Origin of the sequence: Microbacterium sp. SLBN-154, from assembly GCF_006715565.1 — a bacterium.
In the GTDB taxonomy this organism is placed as follows: domain Bacteria; phylum Actinomycetota; class Actinomycetes; order Actinomycetales; family Microbacteriaceae; genus Microbacterium.
The window spans coordinates 2,401,519-2,421,042 of the sequence record NZ_VFNL01000001.1; the positions used below are offsets into that span (position 1 = coordinate 2,401,519).

Genomic DNA, 19,524 nt, shown 5'->3' on the forward strand with positions numbered 1-19,524 from the left:
TCAGCGCCCTTCCTTCACGTCGGATGCCGCGACCGTGCGCTTCTCGATGCGCTTCTCGACGTCGGTGCCGACCTCGATGATGCGATGAACGAAGATCCCGGGGAGATGGATCTGATCGGGGTCGAGCTCCCCGGGCTCGACGAGCTCTTCGACCTGAGCGATGCAGACCCGGCCGGCCATCGCGGCGAGAGGATTGAAGTTGCGCGCGGACTTGTTGAACACGAGGTTGCCCGCGCGGTCGCCACGACGCGCGTGCACCAGGGCGAAGTCGGTGACGATGGCCTCTTCCAGCACGAACTCGCGAGGAGAGCCGTGGACGTCGAAGACCCGGACATCCTTCGGCGGCGAGGCCACCGCGATCGATCCGTCCGGGTGATAGCGGCGGGGCAGACCGCCCTCGGCCACCTGTGTCCCCACCCCGGTCTGGGTGAAGTTCGCCGCGATTCCCGAACCGCCCGCTCGCAGCTTCTCGGCGAGCGTCCCCTGCGGGGTGAGCTCGAGCTCGAGCTCACCGGAGAGGAACTGACGCTCGAACTCCTTGTTCTCCCCCACGTACGACGAGGTCATCTTGCGGATGCGGCGGGCCTGAAGGAGCACCCCGAGCCCCCAGTCGTCGACACCGCAGTTGTTGCTCACGACGCTGAGATCCGTCGTTCCCTGCGCGAGGATCGCTTCGATCAGGGCGATGGGGTTGCCCGAGAGGCCGAACCCGCCCACGGCGAGGCTCGCGCCATCGGGGATGTCGGCTACCGCAGCAGCTGCAGAAGCGAAGGTCTTGTCGATCACGCGCACTCCCCGGGGTTCGTCGGTCGGCTCCTTCCATCCTCGCCGCGAGAAGATCGCAGGACCACCCGGTGCTTGCGATGTGGATGATCCGGCGCGTACCGTCCACATCATGGACAGCGCCGAACGCCAGAGCGTTCCTGGCACGCAGGCGATCGGGCGCGCAGCCCGCCTGCTCCGGATCGTCACCGCCGCCGGGGGCGGGGGGGCCTCGATGAGAGACCTCGCCGCGGACGCCGGCCTGACCCGGCCGACCGCCCATCGCATCCTCCAGGCGCTGCGGCACGAGGGACTGGTGGACTTCGACGAGCGCCTCGGCAGATGGCTTCCCGGTCCGGAGCTCTATCTGATGGGAACGGTGGCCGCCGCTCGTTACGACATCACCGATCTCGCGAGGGACATCGTGCGCTCCCTGGCTGTCCGCACCGAGGAGAGTGCCTTCCTGTCCGTGCGACGCGGGGACGAGACGGTGTGTCTGCTCCGCGAGGAGGGGAGCTTCCCCATCCGTTCCTTCGTGCTGTCCGAGGGGGTACGCTTCCCGCTGGGAGTCGCATCGGCGGGCCTGGCCATCCTGTCGTTCCTTCCCAACCACGATGTGGACGCCTACCTCGAGCGTCATCCGGATCTCGCCGATCGCTGGGGGGCGTCCCACGCACCGGCGCGGCTTCGCACCCGTATCCGCGAGACGCAGGAGCGCGGCTACGCGGTCAATCCGGGCCTCATCGTGGAAGGAAGCTGGGGACTCGGCGCCGCCGTCTTCGCCCGCGACGGTCATCCGCAGTGGGCACTGAGCCTGACCGGGGTGCAGTTCCGCTTCTCGGCCGACCGGCTCGCCGATCTCGGCAAGACCCTCCTCGCCCACGCCCACCAACTGACCGCGCGCATCGCCGCGACCGGTCGATGAGCCGACCACCCCGATAGCATCCCCCGCGCCCTACCCTGTGCTCATGCCCTCCTCCCCTGTCGGCGCCCCGTGGCGCCGGTCCCTCGCTCTGGTCTGCGTCACCGCGGTGCTGTGGTGCGCCGGCTGCGCATCGCCGACACCCGAGGCCGCGACCAGCACGACGGCGTCGCCTGTCACAGACGAGGTCATCGCGGGCGAACTGCGAGAGGTCCTCTCTCTGATCGCAGAGCGACTCGCCACCGCACCGGCTGTGGCAGCCGCGAAGGAAGTCGGCGGCCAGCTCGTCACGGACAGGGATCGAGAGCAGAGCGTTCTCGAGGCTGCGCAGACCGAGGCCGAACGGCAGGACGTCGATACGTCTTGGGTCCGCGAGGTGTTCGCCGATCAGATCACGGCGAACAAGGACGTCCAGTTCGCGCTTCTCGACGACTGGCGCGTCGGCGTATCCCCCGCCCCGACCCAGGGACCCGACCTCGCCGCCGAGGTGCGACCGATCCTCGATCGCCTCACACCCGCGCTGATCGGCGCCCTCGCCGGGCTCGAGCCGTATCGAGGCGCACCCGGGTGCGCCTCCGTGCTCGCCGAGGTACGGGACGAACTCGACGGGCAGGTGGAGCCGGCCGTCGAGACCGCCCTCGTCCGCGCGACGGAGAACCTCTGCATGGCGTGATCGGCGCCTGCCCGTCACGGGGCCTGCAGAGCGCCGACGACCTCGTCCGCCACGACGGCACCACCCTCGGGGGTCAGCAGGATCGAGTAGTGGTTGAAGCCCGCGACACGCCGGTGGGAGATGGCGGGTCGTTCGCGAAGGAGCGCCGAGAGATGGTCGGGCGGGTAGAGCCCCGGCTCCTCGTCTCGAAGGCCTCGCGGGACGGTGAGCAGCCTGGTGGGGTGACCGAGCGCGTCCACCGCGACGCGCAGAGCCGATCCCGTCGTGAGATCGACGGTGTCCTCGATCGTGACGGCCTCGCTCGTGGCCGGTCGCAGCGCACCGTTATCGGCGTCGAGGAGGTCGTAGCGGAAGTAGTCCTCGAGCTCCGGCGTCCACGGCGGCGGAAAGGCCGGGTGCGCGCGCCAGAATCGCAGATAATCGGCCTCGTCGTCGAACCTCATGCGAAGCCGGGCGGCCGTGGGCCCGAGGATCGCGGCGACCGTCTCCTCCGGCGAGAGCCCCTCCGGCGCCCGCAGGGGCAGGCCGCCGTCGACGAGCAGCAGCCGATCGAGGAGATCCGGATGCCGGTGGGCCAGCACCACAGAGACGAACCCGCCCATCGAGTGACCGACGACGACGGACGCCCGTCCCGAGGTCTCGGCGAGGACGAGGGCGAGATCGTCGGCGTGGCGCGCCATGCCGGCGGGGCGGTTCGCGGTGCTGCGGCCGCGGCCGCGCAGGTCGGGGGCGATCACCCGGATCCCCGGCAGCCTCTCGACGGTGTGCGCCCACACACGGTGGGACGAGGTCACACCATGGACCGCCAGAATCTCTCCGCGCACAGGTCCGGTCGGTTCCCACACCCCGACACGGAGGGCACCCCCGGGAACGGGGATGTCGCGGGTGCGATAGCGGTGGAAGCGGTGCCCGCTCATCGCGCGGTCCAGCCGCCGTCCATCGTGTAGGTGGCCCCCGTGACCATGCCCGCGCTGTCGCCGACCAGCCACCCCACGAGGGAGGCGACCTCCTCGGGCTCGATGAGGCGCTTGACCGCCGTTTCGGTGAGCATGATCTTCTCGATCACCTCGTCTTCGCCGATGCCGTGCAGCCGAGCCTGGTCGGCGATCTGCCGCTCGACCAGGGGCGTTCGGACGTAGGCGGGACTGACGCAGTTGCTCGTCACGCCGGAGCGGGCGCCCTCGAGCGCCGTGACCTTCGACAGGCCCTCGAGTCCGTGCTTGGCCGTGACGTAGGCCGACTTGAATGCGCTCGCTCGCAGGCCGTGGACGCTGGAGATGTTGATGATGCGTCCCCATCCTCGCCGGGACATGCCGGGCAGTGCCGCCCGGATGAGCAGGAAGGGACACTCGACCATGAGCCGCTGAATGTGCCGGAAGTCCTCCGGCAGGAAATCGACGATCGGGTTGACCCGCTGCATCCCGACGTTGTTGACCAGGATGTCGACATCCAGCCGGACGTCCTCCAGGGCGGCGGTGTCGGCCAGGTCGACCACCCATGGCTCGGCACCCAGCTCCTCGGCCACCGCCTCGGTCTGGTAGACGTGGTGATCGGCGACGATGACGTGTGCACCGCGGCGACGGAACTCCTTCACGCAGGCCAGCCCGATGCCGCTTGCGCCGCCCGTGACGACGGCGCGCTTTCCGTGCAAGTCGCTGTCTGTCATCCCGGCTCCTTCGCTCGCTGGCGCCGGCACGAGCGGCACCCGACCTCAGCGTAGGACGTCGACGGGGACGGACACACGAAACGCCCCGGCGAACCAGGGCGTTTGGTGAGGTGGTGCGCCCCCAGGGACTTGAACCCTGAACCCACTGATTAAGAGTCAGTTGCTCTGCCGATTGAGCTAGAGGCGCGAACCCGGTCGCGTCGATACAGACCCGCGAACCGAGGGTCAACATTACCATCACGATGTCGCCACGGTGAAATCCGACCCCGCGCGCCACCTATCCTTGACCGTGTGACCCTGCCCCCTGCGGATAGCGTTTTCGACACCCCTCACGACGGGGACCTCGCCGAGGATCTCGCCCTCGCCCTGCGCCTGGCCGACGTCGCCGATGCGGTGTCGATGGCCCGGTTCGACGCCTCTGATCTGGACGTGCGCACGAAGGCTGATGCCAGTCACGTCACCGAAGCCGACCTCGCCACCGAACAGGCGATCCGCGGGGTCCTCGCGGCGGAGCGACCGGAAGACGACGTGTTCGGCGAAGAGTTCGGCTCCTCGGGAGCAGGCGTCCGACGCTGGGTCATCGACCCGATCGACGGCACGGCGAACTACCTCCGGGGCATACCCATGTGGTCGACGCTCATCGCGCTGACGGTCGACGGTGTGCCGCGCGTCGGCGTCGTCAGTCAGCCCGCGATCGCCCGACGCTGGTGGGCGGCGAGCGGTCTCGGCGCCTGGACGAACGCCGCAGACGGCGGCCCGCGGCGTCTCGCCGTGTCATCCGTCGACTCCCTCACCGAAGCGAGCGTGAGCTTCCAGAGCATCGGGCAGTGGCGCGAGGCCGGTCAGCTGGCGGCGCTCGAGAGGCTGACCGCAGCGGTGTGGCGCGATCGCGGCTACGGCGATGCCTGGCCGTACATGCTCCTCGCGGAAGGGCGCTTGGAGTTCGTCGCCGAGTTCGGCGTGCAGGAGTACGACATCGCCGCGCTCGTGCCCATCGTCCACGAAGCCGGCGGGCGGTTCACCGATTTCACCGGCACGGATACGCTGACCGCCGGGTCATCGCTGGCCACGAACGGCTCACTCCACCGGACGTTCCTCGACCTGCTCCACCCCCCCACCCCGGAGATCGATCGATGACCTCTGCCCTTCGTCGCCTCTCCGCCGGCGGCGCGCTCACCGTCGCGCTAGTCGCACTCACTGCGTGTGCCGCGGAGACCGGCGACGCCCAGCCCTCCCCGCCCCCGTCGCCGGTCGCTTCCTCGCCCACGGCTGAACCCTCGGCCCCGCCCACCGAAGAACCCGCGCCCGCCACCGACCCGACGTGCGAGACAATCATCCCCGAGACCACGGTCGCCGATTACGACAGCGTCGGCTGGAGCGCCCAGGCCTCGCCGTTCACCATCACCGGTGAGGAGATCCCGGGCGGCATCGAATGCGTCTGGGCGAACTTCGACGGTCCGGCCAGCGACCAGCTCCACATCTACGGCTGGGCTCCGATCGATGAGGCGACGGCCGACGAGGCGCGCGCGCGCCTTCAGGCGGAGGGGTGGACGGTCGAGGACGATCCGGAGGGCGTGTACGTCACCGAGCCGGCCGAAACGGCGGTGACCACCGATGAGAACGGGTACGGCATCACCTACTTCTTCCAGGCGGGAACGGTGAAGATCGCCGACACCAAGCAGAGCATCCTCCTGATCGAGTGGGGATGAACACGCCCGAGCGGGTCTCCGCGGGCGCCGTGACGCAGTTCGCGGTGCTCGACGCGCTTCTGGCCGGCGCGTACGAGTCCGGGATGCCGGTCGAGGATGCGCTTCGGCACGGCGACTTCGGCATCGGATGCTGCGATCGCCTGGGAGGCGAGGTGGTCATCGTCGACGGGATGGCGTACGCGTGCACGGTGGACGGACCACCCCATCGGATGACCGGCGAGGATGTCCTTCCCTTCGCCGACGTCTGCGCCGAGCCGTCCGTGAGCCCTGTGGCCACCGGCCCTGCGGACCTCGCGATCCTCACATCGCTTGTGGAGGCCATGACGGTCAGCCGCAACCTGTTCCACTCCGTCCGCGTCGACGGCGAGTTCCGGATGATCCGCGTCCGGGCCACGCGGCGGGAGCACTTCCCGCTCCGCCCCCTCGCGGAGGTCGCAGACGATCAGGTCGAAACCGTGCTGAGGGAGGTCGAGGGGACCCTGGTGGGCTTCTGGGCACCGTCGATCTATCAGGGCATCGCGGTCGCGGGGCTGCACGTGCACTTCCTCGCCGCCGATCGCCACGCCGGAGGCCATGTTCTGGATCTCGCGCTGAACGTGGGAGCGCTTTCGGTCGGCGCCTTCGCGCGGTTCAACCTCGTCCTGCCCACGGATGCGGGCTTTCTCGCATCGGAACTCACCCACGACGACGACCATCGGATCGTCGCGGTCGAGGGAGGCGCGGCGCGCTCTTCGGGTCGTCAGCGGTAGGGATTGGCCCAGCCGGACTCGGCATTCCCGTCCGCGGTCGTGGCCCGACCAGCGGCGAAGCCGCGATCCCAGGCGTCGCCGCGCTCCTCGAGATCGCGCGAGAGGGCGTCCAGCCTGAGCACACGCTGCGCGAAGCGCACCCACTCCCCCCATGTCGCCTCGCACGGCGCGCCCTCCGCGGGCATCATCGTCAGCCGCCAACGCTCCGGCGCCTCCGCCGGAGCGAACTGCAGCGGGCCGACGCGCGTGGGCTCTCGGCGGGGGTCGGGCACGGCATCCTCCTCGGCTGGGAACTCTTCGAGCATGCCGCACGGGCCGACTCAATCGCCGTGTGCCCGGCGCGCGTCGACCAGGTCCGCCAGCGCCGTCTCGGGAAGGGCGATCCATCCTTCGACCCGAGCGAGGTGCGCCGCGTCGGCGGGGACGGGGGTCGTGGCGCCGATCGCATGCGCACGGGCGTTGAGCGCTGCCACGACGGCGTCGAATGCGTCAGCCGACCTCAGCATCTCCGCCTTCATCGCGGTCGGGATGTGCAGCCACGGCGCGGCGGCGGTCAGCGTCGCGACCGCCACACCCCGCGCGGCGGGGTCGACCTTGTACGCCGGGACGGAGATCCCCCACAGGCGCAGCGCGGCAGCCGGGTAGACCTCGACCAGGACGCCCGCTCCCGATCGATCGACGGACACACCAGCCGCGCCGAACAGCGCGGTGAGCTCGGCGCAGCGCATCGCGGTCAGCCCGAGCCGATCGGTGGCGACGCTGAGCGGCCACCGCCCGGTTCGCTCGCGCACGACGCGGTCGGTGTGCCGATAGGCGAGACGGCGTCGCCATTCCAGACCCGAGTCGGTGCCGGAGGGCGGCTTCCCTTTCGCGTGCTGCGAGACGAACTCGACGAAGTCGACAGGCCATCCCAGAGCGCAGTCGATGCCGACCGACGCCGCCCCGCGCGCAGCGGAGACGATGTCGCGGTCGCCGATCCCGACGATGAGTGCGGTGACCTCGGCGGCCCGGTCACGCCAGTCGATCACGGCCACCGCGGTGCCCTGAGCGGAAGCTGCGAGGTCGACTCCGACGGTCTGCACACGCCCACGCTACCGACCGACTTCGTCCCCTTCGCGCCGAAGGGGTACGAAGCCGCGCTACGGTTTCCTCACACGCCCGGCTCGGCGATTCGGGAGGCATGAAACGAATGGGTTTCGACCACGCCATCGTCATCGGCGCAGGCATCGGCGGTCTTCTCTCCGCTGCGGCGCTGTCGCGTCGGTACGGCAGCGTCACCGTCATCGAGCGCGACAGGCTGCCCGACGTGCCCCTCCATCGCCGGGGCGTTCCCCAGGATGAGCAGATGCATGCCATCCTCGCGATCGGGCAGGAGTCGTTCGAAGACCTCGTTCCCGGTGTGGCTGGCGAATTCCTCCGAGCCGGAGCGGCCTGGTACGACTCTCCTCGGGGAATCGCGAGCCTGAGCTCGCAGGGGTGGGCCGCCCGCGGTCCCAGTGAAGCGTGGATCTACGGCATCCGCCGCGTGGTCCTCGAAGACGCCCTCCGCCGCAAGGTCACCGAGATCCCGCAGGTGCGCATCGTGGAGGGCCAGGTCGTGGGACTGCACCCAGGAGGCGAGGACGCTGTGAGAGGCATCGTCCTCAAGGGAATCGGCAGACCACATCTCCACGCCGACCTCGTCGTGGACGCGTCAGGCCGTACCTCGCACGCGTCGGACTGGCTGGCGGAGCTCGGATTCGTCCCGCCGCCCGAGCAGGAGATCGTGAACACGGTGAGCTACGCCACCGCCGTCGTCCGACTCGCCCCGGGGACCCTCCGCGACGACATCCAGGGCTACCTCATCCCGCCATTGCCCGAGAGCCCTCACGGGGCGGTCCTGCTGCCATGCGACAACGGTCTCCACCAGATCGTCGCGCTGTCGCAGTCCGACAGTCCGCCGCCGGCGACGCGCGAGCGCCTCATCGCCCACCTCGAGGCGGTGAGATCACCCGTAGTCGCCGAGGCTGCGCGCCGAGCGGACTTTCTGGGCGATCCCAAACCGTTCCGCATCCGTGGGTCGCGTCGGCGCCGGTTCGAAGACATGCCCGTGCACCCCGATGGATTTGTGGCCATCGGCGATGCGGTGCTCGCCCTGAACCCCATCTACGGTCAGGGGATGTCGGTTGCTGCGGTCGAGGCGCGGACGATGCGCGACATCCTGCTCGAGACGCCGGATGCCACGGGGGCCGCGGGACGCATCCAGGAGGCTTTCCGCCCGACTCTCGACTTCGTCTTCGATTCCGTCGTCCGAAGCGACGGTGTCTTTCCGGGCGCGATGCTGCACGGGCTGGAGCGGCCCGCCGCACCGAAGTCCCGCGTGCTCGGCGCCCTGGCGACGGAGGACTGGAAGACGGCGGTGGCGCTGCGATACGCCGGTCACTACTTCAGTGCCGAGCCGCTGCATGCCCCCGAGATCCGCAGCCGCGCTCGCGCCTGGGCCGCCAGCGGCCGAAAGCCCCGCAGACACGATCCGCGAGACATCCCGCGGGCCTTCGACGGGGCACCGCTGCCGCGATAGCGTCGAAGGCACGCGGCGTCGATCGCGGACAGGAGGCGGCGATGGAGCACGTGGACACGATCGTGGTGGGGGCTGGGGTCGCCGGGCTGACCGCCGCGAGACTGCTGCGGGCAGCCGGCCAGCGGGTCATCGTGCTCGAGGCCCGTGAGCGCGTCGGCGGCAGGGTTCACACTGCCCGCGCCGGTGGGCGGGTGACCGATCTCGGAGCATCCTGGATCCATGGGATCACCGACTCCCCGGTCGCCGACGCCGCCCGCGCGTTCGGCATGCGGATGACGGAGTTCACCGTCGGCAGCTTCCAACCCGATGGCCGCCCGATCGCGTATCACTCTCCGGATGGCACACGGATGCCGGAAGAAGCGGCGGCCGCCTTCGCCGCCGACGTCCGCACCGTGGACCAGCGCCTTCTGGAGGTTATCGCCCGATCGGGGCCCGGGGACTCGTACCGCGACGTGACCGAACGCGCCATCGCCGATCAGGGGTGGGATTCCGAGCGCGCCCTCCGAGTGAGGGAATTCGTCGAGCATCGCACGGAGGAGCAGTACGGAGCGTGGATCGAAGACCTCGCCGCCCACGGCCTGGACGACGATCAGGTCGAGGGCGATGAGGTGGTGTTCCCCGACGGATACGACCGCCTCCCCGCTCACCTCGCCGAAGGTCTCGACGTGCGCCTCGGTCACGTCGTGACCCGAGTCGCCTGGCACGCGTCGGGCGTCGACGTGACGAGCGACCGGGGCACGGTGACGGCCGCGGCGGCGGTGGTCACCGTCCCCGTGGGGGTGCTGCAGTCCGCGTCGTTCACCTTCGACCCGCCCCTTCCGCCCGCCGTCGCGGAGCCACTGGCGCGGCTGCGGATGAACGCCTTCGAGAAGGTGTTCCTGCGTTTTCCGACACGGTTCTGGGGCGACGGTGTCTACGCCGTGAGACAGCAGGGACCCGAGGGACGGCGCTGGCACTCGTGGTACGACCTCACGCCGCTGCACGATGAACCGACGCTCCTGACGTTCGCCGCCGGGCCCGCGGCGAGGGAGATCCGCGCCTGGAGTCACGATGAGATCGTCGCATCGGTCATGGAGCAGCTTCGGAGACTCTTCCCCGGAGCGCCCGACCCGGTGGACGTGGAGATCACCGACTGGCAGGGCGACCCCTTCAGCCACGGGTCCTACGCGTACATGACGGTGGGGTCTGTCACGAGCGACCACGACGACCTCGCCGCGCCCGTCGGCGGCGTGCTCCACCTCGCAGGCGAGGCGACGTGGACGGATGATCCCGCCACTGTCACCGCGGCGATGTGCTCCGGGCATCGTGCGGCTGAGCGCGTCCTCGGACGGCACGTCGCGATGGAGAGCGTCTGGAACACCGCGTTCTGACGACGGCCGGCGGCGTGATCACGCCGGCTGGGCGAACCGGGGAAGATCCAGAATTCCGCGTCGCGCCTCCTGCACCGCCGCGCACACGGCCCCGAGCGAGACGATGTCGGCTCCGAGCTCAGAGGCGACGATCCGCGGGGCGGGGAGGTGGAGTGTGTCGGCCACTGACCTTCGGGCCGCCTCAATGAGCGGCGCCGCCCCGTCGGCGACGGCGCCCGAGACGATCAGCAGCCGGGTGTCGAACAGACTCCCGAAGACACCGGCGATCACGGCGAGCGATCCGCCGATCTCGTCGGTGATCCGGCGGGCGCCGGCGTCGCCCTGGGCCGCCGCGGCGAAGACGTCCTTGCCCTCGATGTCGGCAGGCGCCATCCGGCGCAGGATGCTCGAGGTCGGGAGCGCGCCCGTCGCCATCGCCGTGCGGGCGAGCTCGACTGCCCGGTGACCGAACCCCCACGCGCTGTCGACGCCCCGGACATGATCGAAGGCGACCATCTCGCCGGCGCCGCCGTGCGCGCCCGTGAGCAGACGCCCGTCCACCCAGACACCGGCACCCAGACGCTCTCCGGCGAGGAGGACCACGAAATCGTTGCACCCGCGTGCAGCGCCCAGCGTGCGCTCGGCGACCGAGGCCAGAGACGCGTCGTTCGCGACCTTCACGATGGGCACCCATTCTCCGAACATCCGCGCGAACCCCGGGTTCATCCGCGTCCAGAATTCCGCCCGGTCGGTCGGAGATTCGCCGTGCGCGTCGACGGGCGCCGGGAGACCCACGCCCATCGCCGCGACCTCCGATCGGCCGACTCCGGCGATCTCGAGCGCGCGGTCCACAGCGCGCACTGCTGCGCGTCGCCTGATCTCGGGCGCATCGTCATCGGCATCCACGACGAGGTGTTCGACCGCTCGGGTGTTCCCCCGGAGATCCGACACCGTCGCGGTGAGATGGCCCCGGCCCGCGTCGAGGCCCACGACGAAGGCGGCATCCTGACGGAATGCGAACCGACGTGCGGGACGACCCTTGCGGTAATCGCCGACGGCGCGGGCGTTGGGGAGTTCGACGATCAGTCCGCGGGCGACGAGCTCGTCGACGACATCGATCGCCGTCGACCGCGTCACCGCGACGCTCTCCATCACGTCTGTCGCGGTGAAGACCTCCGCGTCCCAGGCGTACCCGATCACGCCCAGAAGGCTCGCTCGCCGCGGCGAGAGGGGGACGATACCCGGGTATGACAAGGGGTTGACCTTTCTCGTGTTCCTTTGCATTCTGGATGCCAGGAACTTGATTCGCGGCATAAATTTAATGCGGCGAGCAAGTGAGTGACAACTCTGACGAAGGACGATGACGTGCCTCCTGGAACCCCTGCCCGTCGCGCTGCCGCGACGATCTCCCTCCTCGCCCTCGCCGGCGCCCTCCTCGCGGGGTGCTCCGCCGACGGCCGCGAGACCATCCGCTTCACCTTCAGCAAGAGGGAAGCCCTGGACTTCATGAACCAGCTCGTGTCGGACTACAACTCCTCCCAGGACCGTGTCCGGGTGGAGATGGACACGTCGGGCGTCGACGTGGTGTCCGCCAGCTTCGTCCGCGGCAATCCCCCCGACATCATGCTGGCCAACTACAACTACGAGGTGGCCCGCTTCGTCGACCGGTGCGCGCTCTCGGACCTCTCCGACACGCAGGCGGCATCGACGGTGCGCGACGACCTCGACGTGCTGATGGCGCAGTACGGCTCGTGCGAAGGCCGGACCAGCGCCCTCCCCTACTCGGTGATGGCGTCGTCGGTCATCTACAACCGGGCGATCTTCGAAGAGAACGGCCTGGAGGTCCCGCAGACATGGGACGAGCTCATCGCCGTCTGCGACGCGCTCGAAGCGTCGGGCGTGACACCGTTCTACGCCACCTTCAAGGACGACTGGACGGTCGCCCAGGGCTGGTACGACTACGCCATCGGCGGTTCCATCGACGTGGTCGACTTCTTCGACCAGCTCGCGGCGGAGGGTGCCGATGTCGGCGAGGAGTCGGCGGTGTCCTTCCAAGACCAGTTCGCCGAGCCTCTGGACAGAATGGCCGAACTCACGGTCTACACCAATGCCGACGCCGACTCGCGTGCCTACAACGACGGAAACCTCGCGTTCGCGCGCGGTGAGGCGGCGATGTATCTGCAGGGGCCCTGGGCGCTCGCCGAGATCGCCAAGACCGATCCCGACCTGGATCTGGGAACCTTCCCGCTGCCGATGACCGATGACCCTGCTGATCTGAAGGTGCGCGTGAACACCGACCTCGCCGCGATGATCCCCGAGGAGTCGCGCCACCAGGATGCCGCTCGCGACTTCCTGGAGTTCCTCTATCAGCCCGAGAACATCGAGGCCTACAACGAATCCCAGCTCGGATTCGCTCCGACCGAGGGGGCACCCCCGCCGAGCGATCCGCGCGTCGAAGGGATGACGGACTACTACGACGAAGGAAGGTTCTACCAGGGCCCCTCCGTCCTCGTGCCCAAGACCATCCCGGTCTTCAGCTACGCGCAGGCCTTGGCCCTGGGCGCCGACACCGAGTCGACCCTGCGGACGATGGACACCGATTGGGCTCGACTGGCATTCCGCTCGCCTCTTCCCTCGAGCGAGACCGACGCGCAGGGCGAGGAGGCCACGCAATGACCGCCACCGAGACGATCGTCGCAGGATCGGCGGCGACACGCCGTTCCCGGCGGCGAGTGGAACCCATCTACTACCTGTTCCTCCTCCCGAGCCTGGTGCTGTTCACCCTCGCGATCACGGTGCCGGGGATCGTCGGGATCTTCTTCAGCTTCACCGACTCCATCGGCATCGGCTCATGGAACTTCATCGGCCTGACCAACTACATCGCCCTCTTCAGCGACCCCGCCATTCTGCAGAGCTACCTCTTCACCTTCGGGTTCGCCACGGCGACGGTCATCGTCGTCAACATCGTGGCGTTCCTCTTGGCCGTGGGGCTCACATCCCGCATCCGGTTCCGCACCGGGCTCCGGACGATCTTCGTCATCCCGATGGTGATCTCGGGGATCATCATCGCGTACGTCTTCAACTTCCTGTTCTCCAACTCCGTACCCTCTCTCGGTCAGGCCACCGGGATCGGATGGCTGCAGGAGAGCCTGCTCGCCAATCCCGACCTCGCCTGGGTGGCGATCGTGATCGTGACCGCCTGGCAGGCGATCCCCGGCACGCTCCTCATCTACATCGCCGGTCTGCTGTCGGTTCCCGGAGACGTCTACGAGGCCGCGGACATCGACGGGGCCAACAAGCGCCAGCAGCTGTGGCGCATCACCATCCCCCTCGTCGCGGGATACGTCGTCATCAACGTGATCCTCGGATTCAAGAACTTCCTCAACGCCTACGACGTCATCGTCGGCCTCACCAACGGCGGGCCGGGAACAGCGACCCGAAGCATCGCGATGAGCATCATCTTCGGTTTCAACAGCGGCGACTACGCCTACCAGATGGCCAACGCGACCATCTTCTTCATCGTCGCCGTGCTCATCTCCATCCTCCAACTCTCCCTCACGCGCGGAAGGAAGGTCTTCCGATGACCACGCAACCCGCTCTGTCCGCCGAAACCGCCGAGGGCGAGCTCATCGCCGACCGCGAGAACCGGAAGTCCCGTTCCGCCGACGAACGGCCGAGGCCGAAAGCACGAGGCCGCGTCGGCCAGGAACGCGTCAACTGGTCGACGACGGTGATCCTGATCCTCTGCGCCGTGACCGTCCTGCTGCCGCTGTACGTCACCATCTCGATGTCGCTGAAGACGTCCGCGCAGGCCGTCGACGGCAACGCGTTCTCGCTGCCGGCGCCCTTCAGCTTCGACGGCTTCGTCGAGGCGTGGACCCTCACCCGCTTTCCTGTCGGCGCGGCGGTGTCGCTCTTCGTCACCGCCGGCACAGTGATCCTGACGATCATCCTGGCCGCCTTCGCCTCGTACGCGATCGTCCGAAACTGGGATCGACGGCTGTTCCGCTACTCGTTCTTCTATCTGCTCGCGGCGATGTTCATCCCGTTCCCGGTGGTGGCACTTCCCCAGATCCAGCTGACCGGACGCGTCGGCCTGGACAACCCGGTCGGGGTGATCCTGCTTGCCACGATGTTCCAGCTGAGCTTCAGCGTGCTGCTGTTCACCGCCTTCCTGCGCTCGATCCCCTACGAGCTCGAGGAGAGCGCCCGCATCGACGGTGCGAGCACCTGGCAGACGTTCTGGAAGCTCATCTTCCCGCTTCTGGCGCCGATGAGCGCCACGGTCGGCATCTTCGCGTTCCTCTACGCGTGGAACGACTTCATGATGCCGTCGCTGATCATCTCCGACCCGAACCTGCAGACCCTGCCGGTGCGCCAGAACCTCTTCCAGAGCCAGTTCAGCAACAACTACAACGTCGCCTTCGCGTCGTACCTCATGGCCATGGCGCCGGCGATCATCGCCTACCTGTTCACGCAGCGCTGGGTGATGGCGGGCGTCACGCAGGGCGCCGTCAAGGGCTGACCCGCACACCCTCCCGAACCGATCACCTGAAAGGAAACCCGTCCCCGTGACATCCGCCGGCACCTCCGCCCTCCAGACCGCCGACCCGCACGAGATCGAGCTGCCCGAGTGGTGGCGCCAGGCCGTGGTGTACCAGGTCTATCCCCGCAGCTTCGCCGATGCCGACGGCGACGGCATCGGCGATCTGCGCGGCATCCTCTCGCGTGTCGACCACCTGCGCGAGCTCGGCGTCGACGCGATCTGGCTGAGCCCGTTCTACCCGTCGGAACTCGCCGACGGCGGATACGACGTCGCCGACTATCGCGATGTCGACCCGCGCCTGGGAACCCTCGACGACTTCGATCGTCTCGTCGACGCGCTCCACGCTGCAGGCATCCGCATCGTCGTCGACATCGTGCCGAACCACACCTCCGACCAGCATGCCTGGTTCCAGGAGGCCCTTGCCGCCGGGCGCGGTTCGCTGGCACGGGATCGCTACATCTTCCGCGACGGCACGGGGCCTGACGGCTCTGAACCGCCCACCGACTGGGTCTCGGTCTTCGGGGGGCCCGCCTGGGAGCGCGTCGCAGACGGCCAGTGGTACTTCCACAACTTCGCCGTGCAACAGCCCGACCTCAACTGGGACAACCCCGACGTCCGTGCCGATTTCGTACGCACGCTGCGCTTCTGGGCCGACCGGGGCGTCGACGGGTTCCGCATCGACGTCGCGCACATGCTGACGAAGGATCTCACCGAGCCGCTTCCCTCGCGGACGGAGTTGGACGCACTCCCCCGGGACGGCCGGCACCCCCTGATCGACCGCGATGACGTGCATGAGGTCTACGCCGAGTGGCGCGCGGTCTTCGACTCGTACGATCCGCCCCGCACAGCCGTCGCCGAAGCCTGGGTCGACCCGGCACGCATCCCGCTCTACGCTCGCGCGGAGAGCCTCGGTCAGGCGTTCAACTTCGATCTGCTCGAGGCCGACTTCGACGCGGGGCAGTTCCGTCGGATCGTCGGCTCCAACCTGCTGCTGGCGGCGGAGTCGGGCTCGTCGACCACCTGGGTGCTCTCCAATCACGACGTCGTCCGACACGCGACGCGCTACGGCCTCCCCGACGCCGAACGCGGAGGTGACGGCCGACCGGTGCGCAAGCACGGCAACGAGTGGCTGCTCTCCGGCGGCCGCACGCCCGAACTCGACCGGGACCGGGGACTCCGCCGGGCACGCGCGGCGATCCTCTTCGTCCTCGGGCTCCCCGGCTCGGCCTACATCTATCAGGGCGAGGAGCTGGGTCTGCACGAGGTGGCCGAGATCCCCGATTCGCACAGGCAGGACCCCACCTTCTTCCGCAGCCCCGGCGAGGACATCGGCCGGGACGGATGCCGCGTCCCCCTCCCCTGGTCGGCAGACGAGCCGGCCTTCGGGTTCGGCGGCAGGTCTCCGCATCTCCCGCAGCCCGCCTGGTTCGCGCAGTCGGCCGCGTCGGTGCAGACGGATGACCCGGCGTCGACGCTCCGTCTGTACCGCGACGCCCTCGCCGCGCGGCGACGCCTGCAGACAGCCGAGAGCCTGGAGTGGGTCGAAACCGGGCGCGATGATGTGCTCCATTACCGACGACCCAACGGCTGGACCGTGATCACCAATTTCGGCACCGAACCCTTCTCCCTGCCCGAGGACATCGGGCCGGTCCTCTCCTCCGGGCCGGTCGCGCAGGGCCTGCTCCCGGGAGAGACCACGGTCTGGTTCGACGCGCTCTGACGACGCGAGCCGCCGTGGTGGGCTAGGCGTGAGGGGTGGCGGTGTCCCCGCGAACGCCCGGCCGGGGGCGCCGCACCGTGATGCTCTCTCCGGGGACGAGGGTGTGACGTGCGTCGTCGATGAGGATCGTCACCGGCTCGGGCGAGCCGCCGTGCGCTCGCAGTTCCAGCGCTGTGTGGGTCGCGGCAAGCTCGAGCCGATGGCCGCGGTAGCGCAGGCGAGTGGACAGCCGTGAGATCGCGTCGGGCAGCTGCGGATGAAGGATGAGGACGTCGTCACGCACCTGCACGCCGAAATAGCACCGCTGCAGGATGTCCACCGTCGCCGCCATCGCTCCCAGGTGGATGCCCTCGCGGGTGGTCCCGGGGTGGATGTCGCGGATGTCGGCCCCCAGCGCGTCGCGCAGGAGATGCCAGGATGCGTGTCGATCTCCTCGCACCTGCACCCACGCGTGCACGACACGGCTGAGCGAAGACCCATGGGTGGTGCGAGCGAGGTAGTGCGCGATCGTGGCGGGGATCGAGCGGGGGTCGAAGGCGTAGCCGAGGCGATGCAGGATCTCGGTCAACTCCTCGGCGCTCAGTACGTAGAAGAGCATGAGGACATCAGCCTGCTTGGACACCCGGTAGCGATGGGCCGAGTCCCCCTCGGCCTCGAGAAGAAGATCCAGCCGGCTGATATCGCCATACGTGCGGCGATACTCGTCGAGATCGAGGTCGGGGAGCGCTCCATAGCCGTCGAATTGGGCCAGCATCCCGTCGTCGAGGAACGGCACGAACAGGTGACGACTGACCGTGTCCCATCGCTGGAGTTCATGTTCGGTGACGCCCAGATGCTCCCACTGGTCGTCATCGCGTGCGCCGAGCACGGCATGCGCGCGCAGGACGGCGCGCAGCAGCCACGAGGTCATGATCGCCACGTAGGCGTTGTCGTCGATCCCCTCCCCGGGACGGTCGGGATACCCGTCGTGGAATTCGTCGGGTCCCATCATCCGGCGAAGATGAAACCGTCCCGACCGGGGATCCTCCTCGACCCGTGACACCCAGAATCGGGCGATGTCCACCAGCATCTCCGCCCCGTAGGAGGCGAGGAAGTTCCTGTCCCCCGACACCTGGTAGTACTGCCACACGTTGTAGCCGACGGCGAGGGTGACGTGGTGCTGTCGCCAGGAGTGATCAGGCACCCACCGGCCCGAGTGCGGGTTGAAGTTGGCCGGCGCCGTCTCCTCCCTTCCGTCGCTTCCGCTCTGCCAGGGGAAGAGCGCTCCCTCGAAGCCCAGTTCTCGGGCCCGGCGACGCGCCTCGGGAAGTCGTCGGTATCGGTACATGAGCAGAGCGCGCGTGAGCTCCGGCATGCGCAGGTTCAAGACCGGGAAGACGAACAGCTCGTCCCAGAAGACATGTCCCCGGTAGGCCTCACCATGCAGCCCTCGAGCGGGCACACCCACGTCGGCGTCGGCCGTGTGCCTCGACAGAGTCTGGGCGACGTGGAACAGGTGCAGACGGATCTCTCGGCGTGTGGCTTCCTGCTCCCCCGCGTGCGCGGCGTTCAGGGTCACGCGCAGGCGCAGCTGACGCCAGACGTGGCGCCATTCGCCTCGATGCTCCTGGGCGTCGCGCTGCGCGGAAGCCATCGCCTCCACTTCCCGACGGGCGGCGGTCAGCGGTTCGGAGATCGCGTGGTCGCGCGAGGTGAACACCGCGACGGACTTGTCGATCCGGATCACCTGCCCGGCGGTTCCGACCACGTCGATCGCCAGGGCTGCCCCCGCTCGGTCGCTCCTGCCCCACCTCACGGCGTCGACATCGACGGAGGTCCTCGTGGCGAGTGCGACGTCGATCCGGGACTGTCTCGTGCGGACCATGACCCAGGCATCGCTCCCTTCGGTTCCGGTGAGCGGCACCTCGAGGTGCCGGTTCTCCAGGCCGGTGAAAGAGGCGACTCCGTCGTTGGTCACCGCGGCAGAGATCTCCGAATCGATCCGCAGCATGCCACTCCACGCGTGCGGTGTGACACGGGTGACAAGCCGCGCGCGGTGGGGGTGACGCAGCGAGACCCAGCGTTCCTGATGGATCGAGGCGGCGAAACCGTCCGGTCCGCGCACCCTGGCTTCGCGGATGAGGACCCCGCGGCGCATGTCGAGAAGGCGATGGTCGTGCTCCACCGTCGGCGCACGCGTCGCGGCGTCCGGAGAGATGGTCAGCGAAAGCCAATCGGGAAGCCGGACGATGCTCTCATCGACGCGGATGCGCCCGGCGGTGACCGTGGTGGCCCGGTCGAACACGCCGGCGACGTAGGTGCCGGGATAGCACCATGGCTCGAACCGGCGGTCGGGAGCCGCGCCGCGGGTGGCGAGGTAGCCGTTCGCGAGCGTCGTCAGTACCTCGCGCGTCCCCTCGAGCGCCGGATCCACCTCGGGCAGGTCGAGCTCCCACGCACTTCGGCGCCGGCGACACAGCGGACACGGAGCGACAACTCCTTCGTCGGTTCTCTTCGCTCCGGCGGCGGCGTCTTCCGCGGGAGCTGGGCACATGTCCACACCATCCGTCGCCGTGCGATCCGCCGACGGGACGAACGTCCCCTCGCCGGCGACGCAGCCGCCTAGGTTGGGCTCTCAACCGATCAGAACCCAGGAGGCGGACATGTCCCAGGTCGCGAAGATCACCACGCTGAGCTCCCGGTCGGAGCTGAGCTTCGAAGACGCCGTGCGGGGAGGTGTCGAGCGGGCTGCGGCGACGTTGCGTCACGTCAGCGGCGCGTGGGTCAAAGAGCAGACCGTCGAGGTACGCGAAGGATCCATCGTGGCTTTCCAGGTGGTCCTGGAGGTGACGTTCGTCCTCGAGGATTCGGACGACTGATCCACCGGGT

At 68.9% G+C, this 19,524-nt stretch carries 19 protein-coding genes and 1 tRNA gene; 12 read left to right on the forward strand and 8 right to left on the reverse strand.

All coding sequences use genetic code 11. The annotated features are described in order from the left end of the window. The gene (locus FBY40_RS11630; RefSeq protein WP_141938855.1) at positions 1-786 is read right to left on the reverse strand and encodes a CoA transferase subunit A; all 786 of its coding nucleotides are present in this window, start codon (positions 784-786) and stop codon (positions 1-3) included. A 109-nt stretch (positions 787-895) separates the two neighbouring features. Here FBY40_RS11630 and FBY40_RS11635 point away from each other — a divergent pair, with 109 nt between their 5' ends. Beyond that, on the forward strand, positions 896-1,687 hold the full coding sequence (locus tag FBY40_RS11635) for an IclR family transcriptional regulator (RefSeq protein WP_141938857.1): 792 nt from the start codon (positions 896-898) through the stop codon (positions 1,685-1,687). 43 nt (positions 1,688-1,730) lie between these two features. Beyond that, on the forward strand, positions 1,731-2,357 hold the full coding sequence (gene aroQ, locus FBY40_RS11640) for a gamma subclass chorismate mutase AroQ (protein ID WP_141938859.1): 627 nt from the start codon (positions 1,731-1,733) through the stop codon (positions 2,355-2,357). A 14-nt stretch (positions 2,358-2,371) separates the two neighbouring features. Here the strand turns inward: aroQ and FBY40_RS11645 are convergent, their stop codons facing one another. The 3 genes from FBY40_RS11645 to FBY40_RS11655 all read right to left on the reverse strand — a co-directional run bounded on the left by FBY40_RS11645 (position 2,372) and on the right by FBY40_RS11655 (position 4,210). Further along, the gene (locus FBY40_RS11645) at positions 2,372-3,274 is read right to left on the reverse strand and encodes an alpha/beta hydrolase (RefSeq protein ID WP_141938861.1); all 903 of its coding nucleotides are present in this window, start codon (positions 3,272-3,274) and stop codon (positions 2,372-2,374) included. Beyond that, positions 3,271-4,023, reverse strand: a complete 753-nt coding sequence (locus FBY40_RS11650) for a 3-hydroxybutyrate dehydrogenase (protein WP_141938864.1) — start codon at positions 4,021-4,023, stop codon at positions 3,271-3,273. Before FBY40_RS11650 ends, FBY40_RS11645 begins: the two co-directional genes overlap by 4 nt. A 111-nt stretch (positions 4,024-4,134) precedes the next feature. After that, a tRNA-Lys gene (locus tag FBY40_RS11655) sits at positions 4,135-4,210 on the reverse strand. Positions 4,211-4,314: 104 nt separating this feature from the next. On the opposite strand from FBY40_RS11655, the gene FBY40_RS11660 reads away from it, so the two are divergent. Genes FBY40_RS11660 through budA form a run of 3 tightly spaced genes read left to right on the forward strand, consistent with a single transcriptional unit; the run spans position 4,315 to position 6,481 of the window. Then, positions 4,315-5,160 (forward strand): inositol monophosphatase family protein, encoded by an 846-nt coding sequence (locus tag FBY40_RS11660; RefSeq protein ID WP_141938866.1) that lies wholly within the window; start codon positions 4,315-4,317, stop codon positions 5,158-5,160. Beyond that, positions 5,157-5,732 (forward strand): hypothetical protein, encoded by a 576-nt coding sequence (locus FBY40_RS11665; RefSeq protein ID WP_141938868.1) that lies wholly within the window; start codon positions 5,157-5,159, stop codon positions 5,730-5,732. Before FBY40_RS11660 ends, FBY40_RS11665 begins: the two co-directional genes overlap by 4 nt. Next, complete coding sequence (gene budA, locus FBY40_RS11670) at positions 5,729-6,481, forward strand: acetolactate decarboxylase (protein WP_141938870.1); 753 nt, start codon at positions 5,729-5,731, stop codon at positions 6,479-6,481. The genes FBY40_RS11665 and budA overlap by 4 nt, the downstream gene beginning before the upstream one ends. Here budA and FBY40_RS11675 read toward each other — a convergent pair. Beyond that, positions 6,472-6,753 (reverse strand): hypothetical protein, encoded by a 282-nt coding sequence (locus FBY40_RS11675; RefSeq protein ID WP_141938872.1) that lies wholly within the window; start codon positions 6,751-6,753, stop codon positions 6,472-6,474. The genes budA and FBY40_RS11675 overlap by 10 nt on opposite strands. Before the next feature lie 48 nt (positions 6,754-6,801). Beyond that, complete coding sequence (locus tag FBY40_RS11680) at positions 6,802-7,563, reverse strand: DUF429 domain-containing protein (protein ID WP_141938874.1); 762 nt, start codon at positions 7,561-7,563, stop codon at positions 6,802-6,804. 107 nt (positions 7,564-7,670) lie between these two features. Between FBY40_RS11680 and FBY40_RS11685 the strand changes: the two genes are divergently transcribed. After that, the gene (locus FBY40_RS11685) at positions 7,671-9,041 is read left to right on the forward strand and encodes an FAD-dependent oxidoreductase (protein ID WP_160141391.1); all 1,371 of its coding nucleotides are present in this window, start codon (positions 7,671-7,673) and stop codon (positions 9,039-9,041) included. 41 nt (positions 9,042-9,082) lie between these two features. Further along, a complete protein-coding gene (locus tag FBY40_RS11690; protein WP_124293480.1) occupies positions 9,083-10,411 on the forward strand; it encodes a flavin monoamine oxidase family protein in 1,329 nt (442 codons plus the stop codon). An 18-nt stretch (positions 10,412-10,429) separates the two neighbouring features. Here the strand turns inward: FBY40_RS11690 and FBY40_RS11695 are convergent, their stop codons facing one another. Then, positions 10,430-11,590 (reverse strand): ROK family protein, encoded by a 1,161-nt coding sequence (locus FBY40_RS11695; RefSeq protein ID WP_235014831.1) that lies wholly within the window; start codon positions 11,588-11,590, stop codon positions 10,430-10,432. Positions 11,591-11,755: 165 nt separating this feature from the next. Here FBY40_RS11695 and FBY40_RS11700 point away from each other — a divergent pair, with 165 nt between their 5' ends. Genes FBY40_RS11700 through FBY40_RS11715 form a run of 4 tightly spaced genes read left to right on the forward strand, consistent with a single transcriptional unit; the run spans position 11,756 to position 16,656 of the window. Then, a complete protein-coding gene (locus FBY40_RS11700) occupies positions 11,756-13,066 on the forward strand; it encodes an ABC transporter substrate-binding protein (protein WP_141938880.1) in 1,311 nt (436 codons plus the stop codon). Beyond that, positions 13,063-13,974 (forward strand): carbohydrate ABC transporter permease, encoded by a 912-nt coding sequence (locus FBY40_RS11705; protein WP_124293483.1) that lies wholly within the window; start codon positions 13,063-13,065, stop codon positions 13,972-13,974. The genes FBY40_RS11700 and FBY40_RS11705 overlap by 4 nt, the downstream gene beginning before the upstream one ends. Then, complete coding sequence (locus FBY40_RS11710; protein WP_124293484.1) at positions 13,971-14,915, forward strand: carbohydrate ABC transporter permease; 945 nt, start codon at positions 13,971-13,973, stop codon at positions 14,913-14,915. The genes FBY40_RS11705 and FBY40_RS11710 overlap by 4 nt, the downstream gene beginning before the upstream one ends. A gap of 46 nt (positions 14,916-14,961) precedes the next feature. Further along, the gene (locus FBY40_RS11715; RefSeq protein ID WP_141938883.1) at positions 14,962-16,656 is read left to right on the forward strand and encodes a glycoside hydrolase family 13 protein; all 1,695 of its coding nucleotides are present in this window, start codon (positions 14,962-14,964) and stop codon (positions 16,654-16,656) included. Between the two features lie 22 nt (positions 16,657-16,678). Here the strand turns inward: FBY40_RS11715 and FBY40_RS11720 are convergent, their stop codons facing one another. Next, positions 16,679-19,189 carry a glycoside hydrolase family 65 protein gene (locus tag FBY40_RS11720; RefSeq protein ID WP_141938885.1) on the reverse strand — a complete coding sequence of 837 codons (2,511 nt, stop codon included), beginning with the start codon at positions 19,187-19,189 and terminating at the stop codon, positions 16,679-16,681. Positions 19,190-19,298: 109 nt separating this feature from the next. Here FBY40_RS11720 and FBY40_RS11725 point away from each other — a divergent pair, with 109 nt between their 5' ends. Then, entirely contained in the window at positions 19,299-19,514 is a 216-nt protein-coding gene (locus FBY40_RS11725) for a dodecin family protein (RefSeq protein WP_141938888.1), read from the forward strand. Positions 19,515-19,524: the final 10 nt, after the last annotated feature.

What these genes read in the sequence shown, in the direction of transcription:
- FBY40_RS11635 (WP_141938857.1), top strand. Translation starts at nt 896, where the DNA reads ATGGACAGCGCCGAACGCCAGAGCGTTCCTGGCACGCAGGCGATCGGG.
- aroQ (WP_141938859.1), top strand. Translation starts at nt 1,731, where the DNA reads ATGCCCTCCTCCCCTGTCGGCGCCCCGTGGCGCCGGTCCCTCGCTCTG.
- FBY40_RS11645 (WP_141938861.1), bottom strand. Translation starts at nt 3,274, where the DNA reads ATGAGCGGGCACCGCTTCCACCGCTATCGCACCCGCGACATCCCCGTT.
- FBY40_RS11650 (WP_141938864.1), bottom strand. Translation starts at nt 4,023, where the DNA reads ATGACAGACAGCGACTTGCACGGAAAGCGCGCCGTCGTCACGGGCGGC.
- FBY40_RS11665 (WP_141938868.1), top strand. Translation starts at nt 5,157, where the DNA reads ATGACCTCTGCCCTTCGTCGCCTCTCCGCCGGCGGCGCGCTCACCGTC.
- budA (WP_141938870.1), top strand. Translation starts at nt 5,729, where the DNA reads ATGAACACGCCCGAGCGGGTCTCCGCGGGCGCCGTGACGCAGTTCGCG.
- FBY40_RS11685 (WP_160141391.1), top strand. Translation starts at nt 7,671, where the DNA reads ATGGGTTTCGACCACGCCATCGTCATCGGCGCAGGCATCGGCGGTCTT.
- FBY40_RS11690 (WP_124293480.1), top strand. Translation starts at nt 9,083, where the DNA reads ATGGAGCACGTGGACACGATCGTGGTGGGGGCTGGGGTCGCCGGGCTG.
- FBY40_RS11705 (WP_124293483.1), top strand. Translation starts at nt 13,063, where the DNA reads ATGACCGCCACCGAGACGATCGTCGCAGGATCGGCGGCGACACGCCGT.
- FBY40_RS11710 (WP_124293484.1), top strand. Translation starts at nt 13,971, where the DNA reads ATGACCACGCAACCCGCTCTGTCCGCCGAAACCGCCGAGGGCGAGCTC.
- FBY40_RS11720 (WP_141938885.1), bottom strand. Translation starts at nt 19,189, where the DNA reads ATGTGCCCAGCTCCCGCGGAAGACGCCGCCGCCGGAGCGAAGAGAACC.
- FBY40_RS11725 (WP_141938888.1), top strand. Translation starts at nt 19,299, where the DNA reads ATGTCCCAGGTCGCGAAGATCACCACGCTGAGCTCCCGGTCGGAGCTG.